The sequence below is a fragment of the Stenotrophomonas sp. ATs4 genome, assembly GCF_051861585.1.
Lineage (GTDB): Bacteria > Pseudomonadota > Gammaproteobacteria > Xanthomonadales > Xanthomonadaceae > Stenotrophomonas > Stenotrophomonas maltophilia_AS.
The window spans coordinates 327,902-346,244 of the sequence record NZ_JBLYPK010000002.1 but is presented as its reverse complement, the minus strand read 5'-3'; the positions used below and the strand labels follow the sequence as shown (position 1 = coordinate 346,244).

Genomic DNA, 18,343 nt, shown 5'->3' with positions numbered 1-18,343 from the left:
GCCCGGCCAATCCTTTCCTGTTACGGCTGGTGTTCCATGCACGCACGTCCCGTCGTTCCCGGCTTGCCGGCGTTGGTGTTGGCTGCCCTGATCGGCACCATGGCGATGATGTCCTTCGTCGCTGTGATCGGCCCAGTGGTCCGCATGCTCGGCTTGTCCGAGTGGCATGCCGGCTTGTCGGTCACCGCCGCGGGCGTGTTGTGGATGCTGGCTGCGCGCCCCTGGGGCCAGCTCAGCGACCGCATCGGCCGCAAGCGCGTACTGATGCTGGCGATGAGTGCCTACACCGTGGTCTACATCGCGCTGGCAGTGTTCATCGACGTTGCCCTGCAGGCGGTGCCACCCGTTCTGGTATCGGTGCTGGTGCTGGTCGGTGCGCGTGGCCTGATCGGCCTGTTCTACGCGGCGGTACCTCCTACCGCAGCTGCGCTGATCGCCGACAAGGCACCGACCGGACAGCGTGCGAAATTCCTCGCCCGCCTGGGCAGCGCCAACGCGCTGGGCATGGTGCTCGGCCCGGCCGCCGCAGGCTGGCTGGCCTACACGAACCTGTCGCTGGCGCTGTACGTGGCCGCGCTGCTGCCGCTGCTGGCGCTGGCATTGCTGGCCTGGCGGCTGCCGGCTACAGCGCCCGTGGAGGGCGCGTCCGCACAGCGCCGGGCGCCGATGAGTCGCCTCGACGCGCGGTTGCGCCTGCCGCAGCTGGCAGCGTTCATCGCCATGGTTTCGGTGACCATCGCGCAGGTGACGGTTGGCTTCTTCGCGATTGATCGCCTGGGCCTGGATGCGGCTGCGGGCGCGCGCATGGCCGGCATTGCACTCACCGCAGTCGGCGTCGGCCTGATCCTGGCGCAGGCGCTGGTGATGAAATTGGAGGTACACCCACGCCGCTGGATCGTCCTCGGCGCCCTCATTTCCGGCATCGGCTTTGCTTCGGTGGCGGGCGTGCAGCAGGCCTGGCAGTTGCCGGCGGCGTATGCGTTGGCCGCATTCGGCATGGGCTTCGTATTCCCTTCGTTCCAGGCGCTGGCCGCCGATGCGGTGGAGGCGCACGAGCAGGGCGCCGCCGCCGGCACCGTGGCGGCCGCGCAGGGGCTGGGCATGGTGGCCGGGCCGATGCTCGGCACGCTGTTGTATCGCGGCGGGCCCAGCCTGCCTTACCTGCTGGTGGGCGCGCTGCTGCTGTTGCTGTGCGCGCTGGCCGCAGCGCATCGGATGAAGGAGACCCCATGAACGATTCCCTGATGCAGGGCACGTGGCCGGAGACTGCGTCAGCAGCGCTGGAGAGCACCGACGACGCGTCGCTGTTCCTGCTGCAGCACGCTGGCCAGCACGTGCACGCACGCGGTTGCCGCGCCGCGCTGCCGGCCGGTGCACTGGCGACGTTGGCAGAGCGCGTCTCGGAATTCTTTGCCCAACAGCGTGGCGGCCCGGGCCTGCTGGTTGGCGCGGTGCCGTTCGAACCGCGTGCGGACGATGCGTTGTACCAGCCCGAGCGCCTGCTGCCGGCGCTGGCACTGCAGCCGCAGGCCGCACCGCCGCTGGACGGTGCCCTGAAGGCCGAGCCTGCGCCGCAGGACTATGCGTCAGCGGTTGCCGCGGCGGTGCAGGTCCTGCGTGCGCCCGAGCAGAACCTGCACAAGGTGGTACTGGCGCGCAGCCTGCTGGCGCACACCCGCCAGGCGCTGTCCCCGGACGTGCTGCTGGCACGCCTGGGCGCGGATCCTTCGGTGGCGACCTACGCGGTGCCGTTGCCGGTGGAGCTGGGCCAGGCGCCGGCGTGGCTGGTGGGGGCGACCCCGGAACTGCTGCTGCGCAAGCGTGGCGCCGAACTGTTGTCGCATCCGCTGGCCGGTTCCGCACGGCGCAGCGCCGATGCCGCCGAGGACGAGCGTGCCGCGCAGGCGCTGCTGGCCTCGACCAAGGACCACGACGAGCACCGCCATGTGGTCGAAGCCATCGTCGAGGGCCTTGCACCGTACTGCAGCCAGATCGATGCACAGCCGCGCCCGGTGCTGCATGCCACCGCCAGCATGTGGCATCTGGGAACCCGCATCCACGCCACGCTGAAGGATCCGCAGACGCCGGCCGCCGAACTGCTGGCGCAGCTGCACCCCACGCCGGCGGTCTGCGGTACGCCGCGGTTGGCGGCGCTGCAGCGCATCCGCGAACTGGAGCCGGTGCCGCGCGGCTTCTATGCCGGCGCCGTGGGCTGGTTGGACGCACAGGGTGACGGCGACTGGTACGTGGCGATCCGCTGCGCGCGCCTGCAGGGTACCCAGCTGCGCCTGTATGCCGGCGCTGGCATCGTCGCCGACTCGCAGCCCGAGGCCGAAGTGGCCGAAACCGCAGCGAAGTTCGCTGCCCTGTTGAACGCGCTGGGTGTCCATGAATCCGCGCCCGCCATCGAGCCTGCCGCATGACTACCTCCACTGACTCTTCCCGCCTGCCACTGCAGCAGGTGTGGCCTGATGACCTGATCGCCCGCTATCGCGAGGCCGGGCACTGGCGTGGCGAGACCTTCCCGGCGTTCCTGCGCGAACGTGCGGAACGCTATGCCGACGACATCGCGGTGGTCGCCGGTGATGTCCGCCTGAGCTATGCACAGCTGTGGCACGAGGCCGGGCGGATCGGTGCCGGCCTGCTGACGCTGGGCCTGCAACCCGGCGAACGGGTGCTGGTGCAGCTGGGCAACACCGCAGGCTTCGTCACCACGGTCTGCGGCCTGTTCCGCGCCGGGCTGGTGCCGGTGTACGCGTTGCCGGCGCATCGCATCACCGAGCTCGTGCACTTTGCCAACAAGGCCGAAGCCAGTGCCTACATCACCACCGAACTGCACGATGGCTTCGATCATCGCGGGCTGGCGCGCGCGCTGCAGGCCGAAGTGCCGGCAGTTCGCCATGTGGTGATCGACGGCAATGCGGCGGAGTTCATCGCGCTGGACGCACTGCAGGGTGATCGCAGCCAGCTGCCGGCCGATCCGGACCCGCAGTCGGTGGCGTTCCTGCAGATTTCCGGTGGCAGTACCGGGCTGTCCAAGCTGATCCCGCGCACGCACGACGACTACATCTATTCGTTCCGTGCCAGCAATGACCTCTGCGGCATCGACCGCGACAGCGTCTACCTGGTCGCGCTGCCGGCCGCACACAATTTCCCGATGAGCTCGCCCGGTTTCTTCGGCGCGCTGTATGCCGGTGCCCGTGTGGTGCTCAGCCCCGGCCCCGGGCCGGATGCGGCCTTCCCGCTGATCGCCCGTGAACAGGTGACCTGCTGTGGACTGGTGCCGCCGCTGGCGCTGCTGTGGGCGCAGGCCGCGGCTACGAGCAAGCACGACCTGTCCAGCCTGCAGGTATTGCAGGTAGGCGGCGCCAAACTGGTGCCGGAAGCCGCACGGCGGGTGATCGACGGTCTTGGCTGCACGCTGCAGCAGGTGTTCGGCATGGCCGAAGGCCTGGTCAACTACACGCGGCTGGATGATCCGGAGGAACTGATCGTGGCCTGCCAGGGCCGGCCGATCAGTCCGGATGATGAAGTACGCGTGGTCGATGACCATGACCAGCCGGTGGCCGAAGGCGAGGTGGGGCATCTGCTCACCCGTGGCCCGTACACCATCCGTGGCTACCACAACGATGCGGTGGCCAATGCGCGATCGTTCACCGACGACGGCTTCTATCGCACCGGCGACCGTGTGCAGCAGCTGCCCGGAGGCTACCTGGTGGTGCAAGGGCGTGCGGGTGACCACATCAACCGCGCCGGCGAGAAGATCTCCGCCGAAGAGATTGAAGATCATCTGCTGGCCCACCCCGGCGTGTTCGACGCCGCCGTGGTCTCCATTCCCGATGAGTATCTGGGCGAGCGCAGCTGCGCCTTCGTGATTCCGCAGGGCGAACCGTTCAAGGCGCCGGCGCTGAAATCCTGGATGCGCGGGCGCGGCCTGGCGGCGTTCAAGGTGCCGGACCAGATCGTGTTCGTCGTCAGCTTCGATACCACTGCGGTCGGCAAGATCAGTCGCCGCGAACTGCGCGCGCAGCTGCGTGCGCGTCATCTGCAACAGACAGGAGGAACGCGCTGATGGCGCTGCCCCGTATCACCGATTACCCCTTGCCGACCGCCGCTGAACTCCCGCAGGCGCGCGGCCCGTGGCGCCCCCAGCGCGATCGTGTCGCGCTGCTGGTGCACGACATGCAGCGTTACTTCCTGGCCGCATTCGACGCTGGCAACGCGCCGCTGCAGCCGGCCGTGGACAACATCGCACGGCTGCTGGCGCATTGCCGTGCGCACGGCATTCCGGTGTTCTACACCGCCCAGCATGGCGACCAGGACCGGCGTGACCGTGGCCTGCAGGCCGACCTGTGGGGGCCGGGCATGCGCCGCAGCGCCGACCACGAACCGATCATCGAAGCACTGGCACCCCAGCCGGGCGAGCACGTGCTGGTGAAGCACCGCTACAGCGCGTTCCAGCGCAGCAACCTGGAGACGCTGATGCGGGTACGTGGGCGCGACCAGCTGCTGGTGACCGGCGTTTACGCGCATATCGGCTGCACCGCGACCGTGGTCGAGGCCTTCCAGCGTGATATCGAGGCCTTCATCGCCGCCGATGCGGTTGCGGACTTCTCGCGCGCCGATCACGATCAGGCACTGCACTGGATCGCACGAACCTGCGGGGTGCCAATGACCACCGACCAGCTGCTGGAGGTGCTGTGATGGCTGCTACGGGTGAGGTGCTGGATCTGGAGCGCATGCGTGCCGACGTGGCGCGCGTGCTGGAGTGCACGCCAGCCGAGATCGGTGACGACGACAACCTGATCGACCTGGACCTGGACTCGATGCGCATGCTCGGCCTGGTCCTGGCCTGGGGCAACACCGGCCTGCCGATTGAGTTCTCGCAGTTGGCCGAACACACCACGCTGCGCCAGTGGTGGAACGTGGTGCAGACGCTGCAGACGCTGCAGGCCGCGCAGAACGCATGAACGCCGTCGCGCTGGCCACGCCGGTGGCATTGACCGAGGCCCAGGCTGGACTGTGGTTCGCACAGCGGCTGGCACCGGACAACCCGTCATTCAATACCGCGCACGCGGTGTGGATCGACGGCCCGCTGGACGTGGCCGCGTTCGTTGCAGCGGCAGACCAGGCTGCGGGCGAGGCCCAGGCCTTTGCACTGCGCTTTGCTGAAGGGGCCGATGGCCAGCCGCTGCAGTGGCATGACCCAGCACACGTGCCACTGCTTTCGGTGCGTGATGTTTCCGCCGAGGCGGATGCCGCCGCTGCCGCACGCAGCCTGATGCGCGCTGACCGGTTGAGCCCGGTCGACCCCACCCGCGACCGGATCAGCCAGCAGGTGCTGCTTGAGCTGGGCGGGCAGTGCTGGGTCTGGTACCTGCGCGTGCATCATCTGGCCACCGATGGTTACGGCATGGCGTTGTTCACTGATCGCGTGTGCGCGTTGTATGCCGGTCGTACGGGTGAGCCACTACCGGGGCTGACGGGCGTGCTGGCCGATGATGCCGCTTATCGTGCCGACCCGCGCCGCACGCAGGCCGGGCAGTGGTGGCGCGAGCATATGCAGGGCGCACCGGCGGGCGTCGGCCTGGCCGGTACGCTCGCGGCCAGTGACGACGCGCTGCGCTGGGTGCAGCCGCTCGATGCGGCATTCCGTGAGCAGCTGTTACACGCTTCGGTACGTTGGCTGCAGCCCTGGCCGGATGTGCTGGCCGCGTTGTCGGCCGAGTACCTGCGGCGGATGAGCGCGGCCGATGAAGTAGTGCTGGGCGTGCCCTACATGGGGCGGCTCGGCAACGCGTCGGCGCGGGTGCCGGCGATGGTGATGAATGTGTTGCCGCTGCGCGTGGCGGCCGGCGAGGGCAGCGTCGAGGCCTTTACCTGCGGCCTGGGCCGGCAGCTCAGCCAGGGTCGCAAGCACGGGCGTTACCGCGGCGAGCAGCTGCGCCGGGACCTGGGTCTGGTGGGCGCGCAGCAGCGCCTGCACGGTCCGCTGGTAAATGTACAGCCGTTCTACAAGCCACTGGCGCTGACGGGCGTGCAGGCGACGCTGGAGGTGCTGTGCACCGGGCCGGTGGATGATCTGACGCTGGGCTTCCGTGGCGATGGCCAGAGTCTGCTGCACCTGGAGATCGAGGCCAATCCCGCGCTGTACAGTCGCGAGGATGTCGAGGCGCACGCGGCGCGGTTGCTGCATTTCGTGTCGGCGGCACTGCAGGCTGACGATATCGCAGCCGTGCCTCTGGCGACGCCGCAGGACGCGCAGCAGGTGCTGCAGGACTTCAATGCCACCGCGCACGCGCTGCCGCAGACGACTCTGGTCGAACTGCTGCAGCAGGGCATGGATCGGGATCCGCACGCGCCAGCGCTGGTGTTCGGCGACACTACGCTGGACTACGCAACACTGGAGGCGCGCAGTTTCGCGCTGGCGGCACAGCTGCGGGCGATGGATGTCGGCCCGGGCAGCGTGGTGGCGGTGGCATTGCCGCGCTCGCTGGAGCTGGTGATCGCGCTGCTGGCGGTGCTGCGTGCCGGAGCCGCCTACCTGCCGTTGGACCTTGCCCATCCCGACGAGCGGCTGGCGCGTATTCTCGCCTCGGCGCAGCCGGTGTGCGTTATGGCTGCGGAGGACGTATCGGCGCGCATGGCCGGTGTGCCGGTGCTTGCGCCGGAGCAGTGGACCGCGTTGAGTTTCGCAGCACCGTGGGCCGATCCTGCGCCCAGCGATGCGGCCTATGTGATCTACACTTCCGGTTCGACCGGCGAACCCAAGGGCGTGGTCGTCGAACACAGCGCCATCGTCAACCGGCTGCTGTGGATGCGCGAGCACTACGGCATCCGTGCCGATGACTGCGTGCTGCAGAAGACCCCGGCCACGTTCGATGTCTCGGTCTGGGAATTCTTCCTGCCGCTGCTGTGCGGGGCCACGCTGGTCGTCGCCGGGCCGGAAGCGCACCGCGATCCCACCGAACTGGCGCGGTTGATCCGTAACCATGGCATCACCACGGCGCATTTCGTGCCGTCGATGCTCGATGCCTTCCTGGCTGCGCCGGCCTCGGCGGGGCTGCAGCTGCGCCGGGTATTCACCAGTGGCGAAGCGCTGGACGCCGCGTTGCGCGACCGTTTTCACACGCGCGTGCACGCAGAACTGCACAACCTGTATGGCCCGACCGAAGCTGCGGTGGATGTCAGCTACTGGCCGGCGTCGGCGCAGGATCGTTCGCGGCCGGTGCCGATCGGGTTCCCGGTCTGGAATACCCGCCTGTACGTGTTGGACGCCCGGATGCAGCCGGTGCCGGTCGGTGTGGCCGGTGACCTGTACCTGGGCGGGGTGCAGCTGGCACGCGGCTATCTCGGTCGCGATGAGCTGACTGCCGAGCGTTTCCTTGCGGATCCGTTCCTGGCGGACGAGCGCATCTACCGCACCGGCGACGTAGCCCGTTGGCGCCGCGATGGTGCGGTCGAGTATCTCGGCCGCAGTGACCATCAGGTGAAACTGCGCGGCCTGCGCATCGAGCTGGGTGAGATCGAGGCGGCACTGCGTGAACTGCCCGGCATGGAGCGCGTGGAAGTGCTGCTGCGCCAGGACGCGCCGGGTGATGCCCGGCTGGTGGCCTATGTGCCAACCGTGCTTGCCGACGCCGTGACGCTGCGCAGCCACCTGGCAACCCGTGTGCCGGACTACATGGTGCCCTCGGCGTTTGTCGGCGTGGACCACTGGCCGGTCACCGCCAACGGCAAGCTAGACCGCAACGCGTTGCCGAAGCCACCGCAACATGAAGTTGCCGGATTGGCGCCGCGCACGCCGTTGGAACAGGAACTGGCGTTGCTGTTTGCCCAGGCGCTTGGGCGTGAGGCGCCGGTGGCGGTGGATGCGGATTTCTTCAGTCTCGGCGGTGATTCGCTGTCGGCGGTGCACCTGCTGCTGGCGATCGAGCAGCGCTGGCGCTGCGATCTGGGTTTGGGTGCTTTGTTTGCGCAGCCCACCGTGGCCGCGCTTGCGGTTCGTATTGCCGAACCGCCCGCGCTGGCCGATCACGCACTGGGGCCGGTGATCGCATTGGCTGCGACCGACGCCGCCGGGCCCACGCCGCTGTTCGTGCTGCACCCGGCCGGCGGCATCGCCTGGAACTACCGCACCCTGGCCCGGGCACTGCAGCCGGCACGCCCGGTGTACGGCCTGCAGTCGCCGGCACTGGACGCGCGGCAGCCGCTGCCGAGCAGCATCGAGGCGATGGCCAACGACTACGTACAGCGCGTGGTCGCATTGCAGCCGAAGGGGCCGGTGCATCTACTGGGCTGGTCGGTGGGTGGCATCCTGGCCCAGGCGATGGCGGTGCGGCTGCATGAGATCGGCCGCGACGTCGGCGAGCTGGTACTGCTGGACGCTTATCCCAGCGAGTGCTGGCGGGCCGAGCCGGAACCCGATGCCATCGCCGCATTGCGGGCACTGCTGGCGATTGCCGGTCATGACCCGGATGCGCATCCGGAACTCGACAGCCGTGAACGCATTCTGGCGTTCCTGCGACGTGGCGGCAGTGCACTTGGCAGCCTGCCGGATGTGGTGCTCGATGGCGTGGTGCGCGCAGTGACCGGCACCAATCGACTGATCCGCGAACACATCCACCAACCGTTCGACGGCACGCTGGTGCATGTGCGTGCGGGTCGTGATCACCAGGCGCGGCCACAGCTGCAGTCGGCGTTGTGGCGGACCCACGCGCGCAAGGTGCAGGCGCTGGAACTGCCGTTCCTGCACGCAGAACTGACCGGGCGCGATGCGGTGGCGCAGCTGGCGCCGTGGTTGTCGGCGCGGTTGCGCCAATGGGATGAGCAACAGGAGAACGCAACATGCAGTTGACCGGTTTTGAAGGCCGCGTGGTATTGGTGACCGGTGCCTCCGGTGGCATCGGAGAGGCACTGGTACGGCTGTTGGCCGAGGCCGGCTGCACCGTGGTGGCGACTGATCGCGAGGCGCCGCGCGTGGCCGATACCCGGGTGACGTCGCTCGCACTCGACGTGACTGACAGTGCAGCTGTGGACGCGCTGATGGGCCGGGTAGAGTCCAGCATCGGGCCAATCGCGCTGGCCGCCAACGTGGCCGGGGTGCTGCATGTGGGTGGCGTGACCGAGACCACCGACGACGACTGGCGTCGGGTATTCGCGGTCAATGCCGATGGCGTGTTCCATGTCGGGCGTGCGCTGGCGCGGGTGATGTCACCGCGCAGGCAGGGTGCCATCGTCGCGGTCAGCTCGAACGCGGCCGGTGTACCGCGGCACGGCATGGCGGCGTATGCCGCGTCCAAGGCCGCGGCCACCATGTTCACTCGCTGCCTGGGGCTGGAACTGGCGCCGCTCGGCATCCGCTGCAACATCGTCGCCCCGGGATCGACGCTGACCCCGATGCAGACCAGCATGTGGCAGGACGAGCACGGTGCCGAGCGGGTAATCGCCGGCAACCTGGAGACCTACAAGGCCGGCATTCCGCTGCGCAAACTCGCTACGCCCGAGGACATCGCGCACTCGGTGATGTTCCTGCTCTCCGAGCAGGCCGGGCACGTGGCGATGAGTGACCTGTACGTGGACGGCGGCGCCACCCTGCGCGGCTGAGCCCCGACGGCCGCTGGCCGGCAATCCATGATCCCTGGTAGTGCCGGCCGCTGGCCGGCAGCCTCATTCAACTTCAGAAATCTCCCAACACCCATCGAGGCACGGCCTGACAGCCAACGCCCAATGATCGACTCACCATGGGACATGAGCAGCCATCGCCTTCGCCTGGGCCGTCGCTCGAGCATCGGCCAGGCCTACGTTCTGACAACCGCCACACATCAACGCCGCCGGCTCTTTGAATGCGAAGCTGCAGTGGCATGTGTAATCGACCAGTTCCATTACATCGAACAGCAAGGGCTCGTGCAGTCACTCGCGTGGGTCGTGATGCCGGATCACGTCCACTGGATGCTCGAGCTGCGCGCAGCTCACCTTCCAGACATCGCACGCCGGATGAAGTCGTCTAGCGCGCTTGCCCTGAATCGCCTGGCGGCGTGTCGAAGTACGGTGTGGCAGCCCGGCTACTTCGATCATGCCGTGAGGGCCGAGGAGTCGCTGGCGCGGCAAGCGCTGTACATCCTGGGGAATCCGGTACGCGCCGGTCTTGCTGGGCAGATTGGCGAGTATCCGTATGCGTGGTCGGTCTGGTTGTGATGCCGGCCAGCGGCCGGCACTACCAGGCCTTCGAATATGGCGATTGCCGGCCAGCGGCCGGCACTACCCGTTGCAGTCAGGGTAGCGTGAGGCGGTACACCAGTACGCGGTTGTCGTTGTCGTACGCGCTGTCACAGGATTCGCCCTGCATGCGGCAATGGCGGGCGATGAAGTCGTTGTCGTTGCCGATCAGCAGCAGTACGTCGTTCGGGTGCTGCGGGTCCAGTGCCGGCAGCACGTCCATGGCTTCCCACTTTTCCGAGAGCAGCCCAGCATGTGGGCCGCGCTTTGTGTCCAGATCCAGCCCGGCGCGGGCCAGCTGCGGGCGGTCGAGCAGGTTCAGCAGTTCGTCGCTGCGTGCGGGCACGATGCCGTCCTTCAACACGGTACCCGCCGGGTCGGCCAGCACCGAGGCCGTACCGGACTCATAGTTGCTTCCCGCCAGGTTGCTGGCTTCGGCCACATCCACCACCAGCACCGACTTGTAGACGATCGGGTCATCGCCGTCCTTGCCCAGGCCGTTGCCGTCGCGGGCCAGCAGCAGGAAGCGATGGTCGTCCAGTGCGCGCAGCTCGCTCTGCGCGGCGGTGCGGTCCAGCTTTCCCTTGCCGTCGTGCGCGTAGGTGGGCAGGGCCATCACGTAATGGCCGATCGGCTGCGGTGGCGTCGGCGAGGCCGTCACGTCGTAGACCAGTACGCGGGTGTTGATGCGGCCCGCCGCGTTGCCCTGCGCGCTGTCCTGCAGCGTGGCGCTCTGCAGGGCCACGAACAGGCGGGTGCCGTCGGGTGACAGGCCCATGCCTTCCACGCCCTGGTTGTTGCGGCGGCCGGTCTGCGGTGGCGCCAGCGAACCGAACGCCGGCTTGCCTTCGCGCTGCGGACGGATCGCAGGCGGTGCCACGATCACACCCTGCAGCTGACCCTGCGCATCGAAGTAGTAAACGTTGGCGGTGTACTCGTCGCCGACATAGAAGTGACCATCGGCGGTGAACTGCAGCGACTCCGCATCCAGCGAGACCTTGCCCGCGCCTGGGCCGCTGGCGGGCGAGGGCAGCACCACATCGCGCTGCGTGACCGTGTGGTCACCCGGGTCCGCACCGGTGAACGGTTGGCCGTTGAAATCCTTCAGTACCACGCCCTTGTCGGGCACCATCGTCAGCGTGCCAAGCGCAGGCGTGCCCGGGGAGATGTCGATGCGCAGCTGCATGCGCTCCACGCGGCCGGTGTAGTCGTAGAACATGCCGGCCTCGGGATCATTGCGGCCGCGGTCGGGCAGGGTCCACAGCACGCCTTCATAGCCGCTGGCGGTGCGCTTCCAGGTGCCGGGCTGCACCGCCAGCGACGAGAACGAGCCCAGCGTATCGCCAAGGAAGTCCACCGTGCCCGCGGGCAGCCGCCCGGCGGCGACCAGGCCCTTGTCCACATAGGTACGATCGCCCAGCTGCAGGGTGCGTGGCGGTGCGCCAGCGGCCTCGTGCGGAGCGGAGTATCCGCTGGCGGAGAGGGTGGCCAGCAGTAGGGCGGTTGCGAGCATCGGTGGACTCCGGGGGCGATCAGAAGCGAAGGTCGATCGTACCGAACACCTGGCGCGGTGCCGAGGCATGGAACACATACAGCTTGCCGGCCGGGTCGCTGGGTGCGAACACGCTCGAATCCAGGTTGCTGGCGTAGCGCTTGTTGGTCAGGTTGGTCACGTTGAACGACAGGCGCATGCCCTTGGCGAAGCCGACCTGACCGAAGTCATAGCCGCCGGCCAGGTCGAACACGGTGAAGCCGCCGAAGCCCTGGTCGTTGGTGTAGGTGTAGAAGCGTTCGCCGGTGTACTTGCCGCGCAGGCTGGCGAACCAGCCGTTGTCACGCCAGGTGATCTCCGTGGCCAGCAGCTGCTTGGGCGTGTCGGTCTGGATCTTGCCCTTGATCTGCTGCTCGACACCGGCCTGCACGTAGTTGGAGGCGTAGGTCGAACGGTTCAGCGACGCCGAGGTGTACCAGCTGAAGTGCTCGTTCGGGGTCCACAGCACGGTCAGCTCGGCGCCTCGGCTGTCGACGCCGCCCACATTGTAGAAGCGGTTGCCGCAGGTCGGGCCGACCGGCTGGCGCGAGTCGCAGGGGTTGTACTGCAGCAGGCGGTTGTCGAAGCGCACGCTGTAGGCCGCGATCGAGGCCTGCAGGGTATCGGTGACGAAGCGGTAGCCGGCTTCCAGCGAGCGCGACTCTTCAGGCTTCAGGTTGCCCTGTGCATTCCAGGTGGCCTGGCTGACCGCCTGCGGGCCCAGCTTGAAGCCGCCCTGGAACATGGCGATGTTCTCGGCGTAGCTGGCGAACACTTCGTGATGCTCGGCCAGGCGGAAGTTGGCGCCGATGCTGGGCAGGAAGTTCTTGCTGGCCTTCAACGAACCGGTGGCGAACTGATTGTTCGAGGTCGGCGAGATCGGCGTCTTCGCGTCGCCCGGCAGTGCTTGTGCATCGGAGGTGGCATGCGGGCTCTTGGCGCCGAACTCCAGGGTCAGGCGATCATCAAGCAGGCGCCAGGTGTCCTTCAGGAAGAACTGATGGGTCTTCCAGCGCGTGCGCTGGGCGAACACGCCGACGTCGGAGGGCAGGGTGTTCATGCCGCTCAGGTCGCGCGGGCCGTCCACGGCGGTCTGGTAGCGCTCGGCACTGCTGGTGTTGCGCTCGTACCAGACGCCGCCTTCGATGCGATGTGCGCCCAGCTCCCAGTCGAACGACAGCGTGCCGCCATCGCGGTCGATGGTGTAGATGGTGTTGCGGAAGATGATCGGGATCTCCTGCGCCGTGCCCTTGTTCGACCAGGCGCCGCTGTTCCAGTTGTGGCCTTCGCCGCGGTCATCGTGGTGGTAGGCCAGGGCACGCAGGCTGAAGCCATCGGCCAGGAAGAAGTCGCCGGCCAGGTAGTAGAGGTTGTCGTCGCGCAGGATCTGCCCGGCGGTGAATGCACCATCGGCATCCTTGTCCGGGCCGCTGTTGTCGCACCTCTTCGCGTTGAGGCTGGCGGTATTGCAGTAGGCCTTGGCCACCGCCTTGTTCCAGTCCGGCGCGTAGCCGCCCCAGTCCCAGCCGAGGCCGCGCGACATCTCGTCCTTGGACAGGTAGAAGTAGTCCGCCTGGGTGGTGCGCGAGGTGTCGACGAAACCGGTGATCTGGCCGCGGCCGAAGTTCCACACACCCTTGGCATTGAACTGCTTGGTGGTGGATTTGTTGTAGGCGGTCTGGTCGTTCCACAGATCGGAGACGGCATTCATGCCGGAGACGTAGCCGGAGAAGCCGTTGTACTCGCCGCTGTCCACGCGCACGAAGGTGCGGCGGTTGGCATCGCTGCCGAAGGTCTGCACCACGCGGCCACCGAGCTCTTTGGCTGGGCGGTCGGAGGTATAGGAGATGGTGCCGCCAAGATTGCTGGTGGACGGCGTGCCGAGGCTGCCGATGCCCACTGCCAGCTCGGCGCCGGCCATGTTCTCGCTGATCAGCGCACGGTTGATGGTCAGGCCGTTGTAGTTGTTGTACGCGCCATCGCCCAGCGGCACGCCGTCCAGCGTGTAACCGAGACGGGTGGAGTTGAAGCCGCGCAGGCTGAGCGTCATCGACTGCTCGTTGGTGCCCAGCGCATCGGCCGACTGCGCGTTGACGCCCGGCAGCAGGTTCAGCGTCTTCTGCAGGCTGGTGCCCGGCGGCAGGATGTCGAGGTTCTCGCGGGTGATGCGCTGCACCTGGCGCGCTTCACCGCTGCCGATCACCGAGACCGCATCGAGGTTGGTGGCGGAGGGTGTGCTGGAGGCCGGGGCAGCGTCCTGCGCCCAGGCCGCGGGAGCGAGCGCGATCGACAGCGCGGCGGCCAACAAAGTCTTTGTCATGTTACGGACACTCAGGCAGGCATGAGCCACCGCACGGGCGCGGAGCTCATGGAGTTTGAAAGGGGAGACAGCCGATGCGACCGCGGGCGCTGCGTGCGCCGTGGGTCAACGTGAAAATGGTGCGCTAGACAGATGACTGTCTGGTGACACCGCTACCTGCCCGGCATGCCGACGCATGCATTGGTAGATGCCAACCTTGGTTGGCATGTGCCGCGTCGTTGGTGAAGCGCCAACCAAGGTTGGCGTCTACCAGGCGCGCGGATAAGGAGTGTCGTATCCAGGGGGCGCCGAACGTGGTCGGCGTCAATGTGCGATCAACCGGCGTTGCGCGGCTTGCGCGTGCGCTTCGGCTTCGCGTTATCACCACCGCTGGCGGCACCATCCTGCAGCGCCTGCAGCCAGGACAGGGTGTCCACGTAGTCGATGAAGTGGCGCAGGTAGCCGGGGCTGGTCGCCTGCATCGTGTCCAGCATGCGCTGCACCAGCACCGCCGAGTTCAGCGGGCCGCCGTCGGCGGGGGCTTCGGTGCGCAGTGAGCGGCGCACCTGCAGTTCGCTGCGCAGTTCCGACCACTCGCGCTGCACCTGCTGCAGCATCGGTACCTGCGGGTAATGCGGCAGCGAGCGCGACCCCGCATCGAGGTCGCGCACCAGTGCGCGCAGGCCCTCCAGCGCTGGCGGCTTACTTGGCATCCGGGGCCTTGGGCTTGGGAATCGGCGCGATCTCCACGCGGCGGTTGCGTGCTCGGCCGTCTTCGCTCGCATTGGAGCTGACTGGCTGCTCGCTGCCGAACGCGGCGGCGAACACGGCGTCAGCCGGTACGCCATCGGCGATCAGGGTGCGGGTCACGGTCAGCGACCGCTGCGCGGAGAGTTCCCAGTTGTCGGCGAAACGACGGTTGCCTTCGCGCACCGGCGCGTCATCGGTGAAGCCGCTGACCATCAGGATCTCTTCGCGGCTGCCCAGGTAGGCGGCCAGCGGCGCGGCCAGACTGCGCAGCAGCTCCTGGCCTTCCGGCTGCAGCTGGTCGGAGTTCAGCGCGAACAGCACGCTGCCGCTGATGCCGATGCGGCCATCCACCAGGGTCACGCGACCGGCGGCCAACGGGCCGGCCAGTGCCTGTTCCAGTGTCTGCAGGCGTTTGGCCTCGGCCTGGCGCTGCTTCACTTCCTGGTCCAGCCGCTGCGACAGTTCCAGCTGCACGGCAACCACGCCGACCAGGATCAGCACGAACGCACCCAGCAACACCGACATCAGATCGCCAAAGGCGGCCCAGATCGGGGCGTGTGAGCCGCCGTCGACCTCCAGCTCGTCGCTCATGCGCTACCGGCCTTGCTGCGGCGCGCGGCCAGCTGCTGCAGTTCTTCCATCACCTGCTTCTGCGACAGCAGGCTCAGGTCGACCACCTCGCGCGCCTGCGCTACGTAGTAGGCCAGCTGCTCATCGCTGCGGGCCAGCGAGGCATCCAGCGCACCTCCAATCTGTTCCAGGCGGCCGGACAGCTCGATGGAGGCGCTGCCGAACTGCGCGACCGCGTCGCCGAAGGTGCCGGCCAGCTGGCCGACTTCACCGGCGCTGCCATTGAGGGCTGCGGCGATACCGTCCAGCTTGCCGGTCTCGGCGGCGATATGGTCGGTGAAGCGGTTGCCGACGCGTTCCAACAGCTCGGCCGAACCGCCGACCAGCGCGTCCACGGCAGTGCGCTGCTCGTGCGAAGCATGATTGATCGCGTCCAGCAGTGTCTGCACGGTGGCCAGCAGGCGACCGCGTTCTTCCAGCATCGCGTTGTCACGCACCAGGCTTTCAGAGAGCGTACTGCGCAGCTCGTTGATGACGTCGGCAGCAGCCTTCGGCGCGGCGGCGGCAGTCTGCAGCAGGGTGGACACTTCGGCCAGCGTGGCGCTGGCCTGCGCGCGACCGTTCTCGCCGATCTGCAGTGCGGTCTCGGCCAGCGTGTCGCAGACCTGCTGCTGTTGCGCGGCGAGGCGTTCGCCGTTGGCCTGCAGGCGCTCGGCCAGGTCGGTGGAAACGTGCTGCAAGGCATCGCTCCAGCGCTGCAGGCGCTGTTCGTCACCGGCCTGCAGCTGCGTCTGAAGCGTGGCGTGCGCCTGCTGCAGTTCGGCGCTGACCGCGTCCCAGCGCGCCTGGCGTTGCTGTTCGCGGCTGTCCAGGCTGGCCTGCAGTTCGGCGTGCGCGGTCGAGGCGGCGGCCTGTGCGGCCTGCCAGTCCTGCGAGCGCTGCTGCTCGTGGTCCTGCAGCAGCGACTGGCTGGCACTGTGGCGCTGCTCCAGTGCCTGCAGCAGCGCCTGCGCGTGCTCGTCCAGCTGCTGACCGGCTGCGAGCAGCGCCTGCTGCTGGCGCTCGACCAGCGCGCTGTTCAGGGCCTGCTGCTGTTCGGCGGCGGCACGCAAGGCCTCCGCATTGTCCTGTGCATCGGCCTGCAGGCGCTCGCCGATACGTGTGACCAGCGCTTCGGCATGCGTGGCCTGGCCATCGCTGAAGGCCTGCAGGTGCTGGCGCAGATCGCCCACCAGTGCCTGCTGTGCCTGGGTCTGTTCACTCACCACCTTGGCCCAGCTGGCCTCGGTTGCAACGCGGCTGCGTTCGAAACCGTCGCTCAGGCCGGCCAGCTGCTGCTGCACGGCCTGCTCGACGCGGGCGTGCAGTGCCTCGCCGTGACGGGCCAGGCCAACCAGCGTGGTCTCGGCCATCGGCTGCAGGGCACCACCGATGGCGGCGGCGCTCGCTTCAGCCCCTTCGCGCAGCGACTGCTGCAGCGAGACCGCCAGACGTTCCTGCAGGGCCTGGCTCTGGGTCAGGAACTCGGCCTGGCCGGCCAGCAGGCGCTCATTGGCGGCTGCACTGTGTTGTTCGAAGGCGCTGGTCATCGACTGCAGGCGGTCGACCAGCGCCGGCAGCGCCGCGGACTGTGCCTGCAGCAGGCGCAACGACTCGGCGCGCTGCCAGGCCTGCGAATACGGGTGCAGGTCATCGGCAATGGCGCGGTCCAGCTGCTGCAAGGCCTGCAGGCGGTCGCGACGCAGCAGGGCAGCCAGCAGGCCGAGCATGGCCGAGCTGGCCACACCGGCGATCGAGGTGCCGAATGCCACCGCCAGGCCTTGCACCGGCGACGCCAGCGAGCCGCGGATGGCGGCCATGTCGGTCGCGCTCTGCAGGGCCAAGCCGGTGCCACGCAGCGTGTCCATCATGCCCAGCAGCGTGCCGAGCATGCCCAGCAGCACCAGCAGGCCAACCAGGTAAGGGGTCAGCACCGGCGCGGGCAGGGCGGTGCGCTCGCCTTCCACGCGCAGGCGCACGGCGTTGCGCAGGCCCACTGGCACGCGCTCCAGCCAGGGAGCGAGGCTTTCCTTCGCGCTGGACAGATCGTTCAGTGCGGTGCGCAGGCCGTTGCTGGCCTGGCGGTAGCGGTACAGCTCCACGCCACCGGCGATGTAGCAGGCCGCGATGATCGCCGCCACCGCTGCACCCAGCGGATGCACCGAAACGTAGCCAATGCCGATCCAGCACACGGCCAGCAGGCCGACAAGGAAAACAACGACATGGAAAGCAGTTCTGGACATGGTGTTCCGGTCAGTGGGAGCGCAGGGCGTCTTGCAGCCCTTCGATCGGGTGGAAGCGCAGCTGCAGCTCGGCGAGCAACAGCGTGCGCATGTCATGGCGGAAGGCCGTGCGCCAGCCGGGCTGGCCGTGCACGCGTTCAAAACGGGCGCCGAGCACCGCCGGCGCGGTGGCCAGCAGTCCGTGCTCGCGCGGGGTGAGGGTCTGTTCCATCACCGCATCGACCTCGGCCAGCCGCGCCAGCTCTGGCGAAACCTGCACCAGCTGGTCGCGCAGGCGGCCCCGCAGGCGCCCAGTGGCGGTCTGGATGGCCTGCTGCAGTACCCGGTAGCGCTGGCGCAGCGACGCGAAGTTGGGTGTGGCGGCGGCTTCGGCCAGGTCCAGCAGGCGCTCGGCCTCGGCATCCTCACTGATCGAAGCCAGTAGGCTGGCGTGTGCCTGGGCGCAGTCGGCCAGCACATCCTCGAGCGCTTCGGTGGCTTCGCCGGGCTCGGGCAGGCGTCCGCCGAGCGCCCCGGACAGAGCCACGGCACGGCTCCAGTCCACCCACTGGCCGAGGCGATCGGTCAGGGCGGGACTGGTGGCCGGCATCGCGCCGTCGCTGAGACGGGCGAGCAGGCGGAGGAACTCCGGTCCACCCAGGACCGGCTGCGCTGCGTTCGCCATCAAGGGGTGAGGGGCCAAAAACCATTGAT

Annotated in this window: 14 protein-coding genes; 8 read left to right on the top strand and 6 right to left on the bottom strand. The window is 68.2% G+C overall.

Annotation, left to right across the window (positions count from 1 at the left end; translation table 11 throughout):
• The first annotated feature begins 36 nt into the window (after window positions 1-36).
• From ABR323_RS04705 to ABR323_RS04670, 8 genes are all read left to right on the top strand, one after another.
• Window positions 37-1,233, top strand: a complete 1,197-nt coding sequence (locus ABR323_RS04705; protein WP_439448432.1) for an MFS transporter — start codon at window positions 37-39, stop codon at window positions 1,231-1,233.
• The gene (locus ABR323_RS04700; protein ID WP_439448431.1) at window positions 1,230-2,423 is read left to right on the top strand and encodes an isochorismate synthase; all 1,194 of its coding nucleotides are present in this window, start codon (window positions 1,230-1,232) and stop codon (window positions 2,421-2,423) included. The genes ABR323_RS04705 and ABR323_RS04700 overlap by 4 nt, the downstream gene beginning before the upstream one ends.
• Entirely contained in the window at window positions 2,420-4,072 is a 1,653-nt protein-coding gene (locus ABR323_RS04695) for a (2,3-dihydroxybenzoyl)adenylate synthase (RefSeq protein WP_439448430.1), read from the top strand. Before ABR323_RS04700 ends, ABR323_RS04695 begins: the two co-directional genes overlap by 4 nt.
• The gene (locus ABR323_RS04690) at window positions 4,072-4,704 is read left to right on the top strand and encodes an isochorismatase family protein (RefSeq protein ID WP_439448429.1); all 633 of its coding nucleotides are present in this window, start codon (window positions 4,072-4,074) and stop codon (window positions 4,702-4,704) included. The genes ABR323_RS04695 and ABR323_RS04690 overlap by 1 nt, the downstream gene beginning before the upstream one ends.
• Complete coding sequence (locus ABR323_RS04685) at window positions 4,704-4,970, top strand: phosphopantetheine-binding protein (protein WP_439448428.1); 267 nt, start codon at window positions 4,704-4,706, stop codon at window positions 4,968-4,970. The genes ABR323_RS04690 and ABR323_RS04685 overlap by 1 nt, the downstream gene beginning before the upstream one ends.
• Window positions 4,967-8,857, top strand: a complete 3,891-nt coding sequence (locus ABR323_RS04680; protein ID WP_439448427.1) for an enterobactin synthase subunit F — start codon at window positions 4,967-4,969, stop codon at window positions 8,855-8,857. Before ABR323_RS04685 ends, ABR323_RS04680 begins: the two co-directional genes overlap by 4 nt.
• Entirely contained in the window at window positions 8,848-9,606 is a 759-nt protein-coding gene (locus ABR323_RS04675) for a 2,3-dihydro-2,3-dihydroxybenzoate dehydrogenase (protein ID WP_439448426.1), read from the top strand. Before ABR323_RS04680 ends, ABR323_RS04675 begins: the two co-directional genes overlap by 10 nt.
• A 144-nt stretch (window positions 9,607-9,750) precedes the next feature.
• Complete coding sequence (locus tag ABR323_RS04670) at window positions 9,751-10,197, top strand: REP-associated tyrosine transposase (protein ID WP_439448425.1); 447 nt, start codon at window positions 9,751-9,753, stop codon at window positions 10,195-10,197.
• Window positions 10,198-10,273: 76 nt separating this feature from the next.
• Here the strand turns inward: ABR323_RS04670 and ABR323_RS04665 are convergent, their stop codons facing one another.
• The 6 genes from ABR323_RS04665 to ABR323_RS04640 form a co-directional block, all read right to left on the bottom strand.
• A complete protein-coding gene (locus tag ABR323_RS04665; protein ID WP_439448424.1) occupies window positions 10,274-11,731 on the bottom strand; it encodes an esterase-like activity of phytase family protein in 1,458 nt (485 codons plus the stop codon).
• 19 nt (window positions 11,732-11,750) lie between these two features.
• Window positions 11,751-14,069, bottom strand: coding sequence for a TonB-dependent receptor (locus tag ABR323_RS04660; RefSeq protein ID WP_439448423.1), 2,319 nt, complete (start codon window positions 14,067-14,069; stop codon window positions 11,751-11,753).
• Between the two features lie 314 nt (window positions 14,070-14,383).
• A complete protein-coding gene (locus tag ABR323_RS04655; protein ID WP_439448422.1) occupies window positions 14,384-14,833 on the bottom strand; it encodes a DUF2894 domain-containing protein in 450 nt (149 codons plus the stop codon).
• The gene (locus ABR323_RS04650; RefSeq protein WP_006449800.1) at window positions 14,751-15,389 is read right to left on the bottom strand and encodes an OmpA family protein; all 639 of its coding nucleotides are present in this window, start codon (window positions 15,387-15,389) and stop codon (window positions 14,751-14,753) included. The genes ABR323_RS04655 and ABR323_RS04650 overlap by 83 nt, the downstream gene beginning before the upstream one ends.
• Window positions 15,386-17,650 (bottom strand): DUF802 domain-containing protein, encoded by a 2,265-nt coding sequence (locus ABR323_RS04645; protein WP_439448421.1) that lies wholly within the window; start codon window positions 17,648-17,650, stop codon window positions 15,386-15,388. Before ABR323_RS04645 ends, ABR323_RS04650 begins: the two co-directional genes overlap by 4 nt.
• A gap of 10 nt (window positions 17,651-17,660) precedes the next feature.
• On the bottom strand, window positions 17,661-18,314 hold the full coding sequence (locus ABR323_RS04640) for a DUF3348 family protein (protein ID WP_439448420.1): 654 nt from the start codon (window positions 18,312-18,314) through the stop codon (window positions 17,661-17,663).
• Window positions 18,315-18,343: the final 29 nt, after the last annotated feature.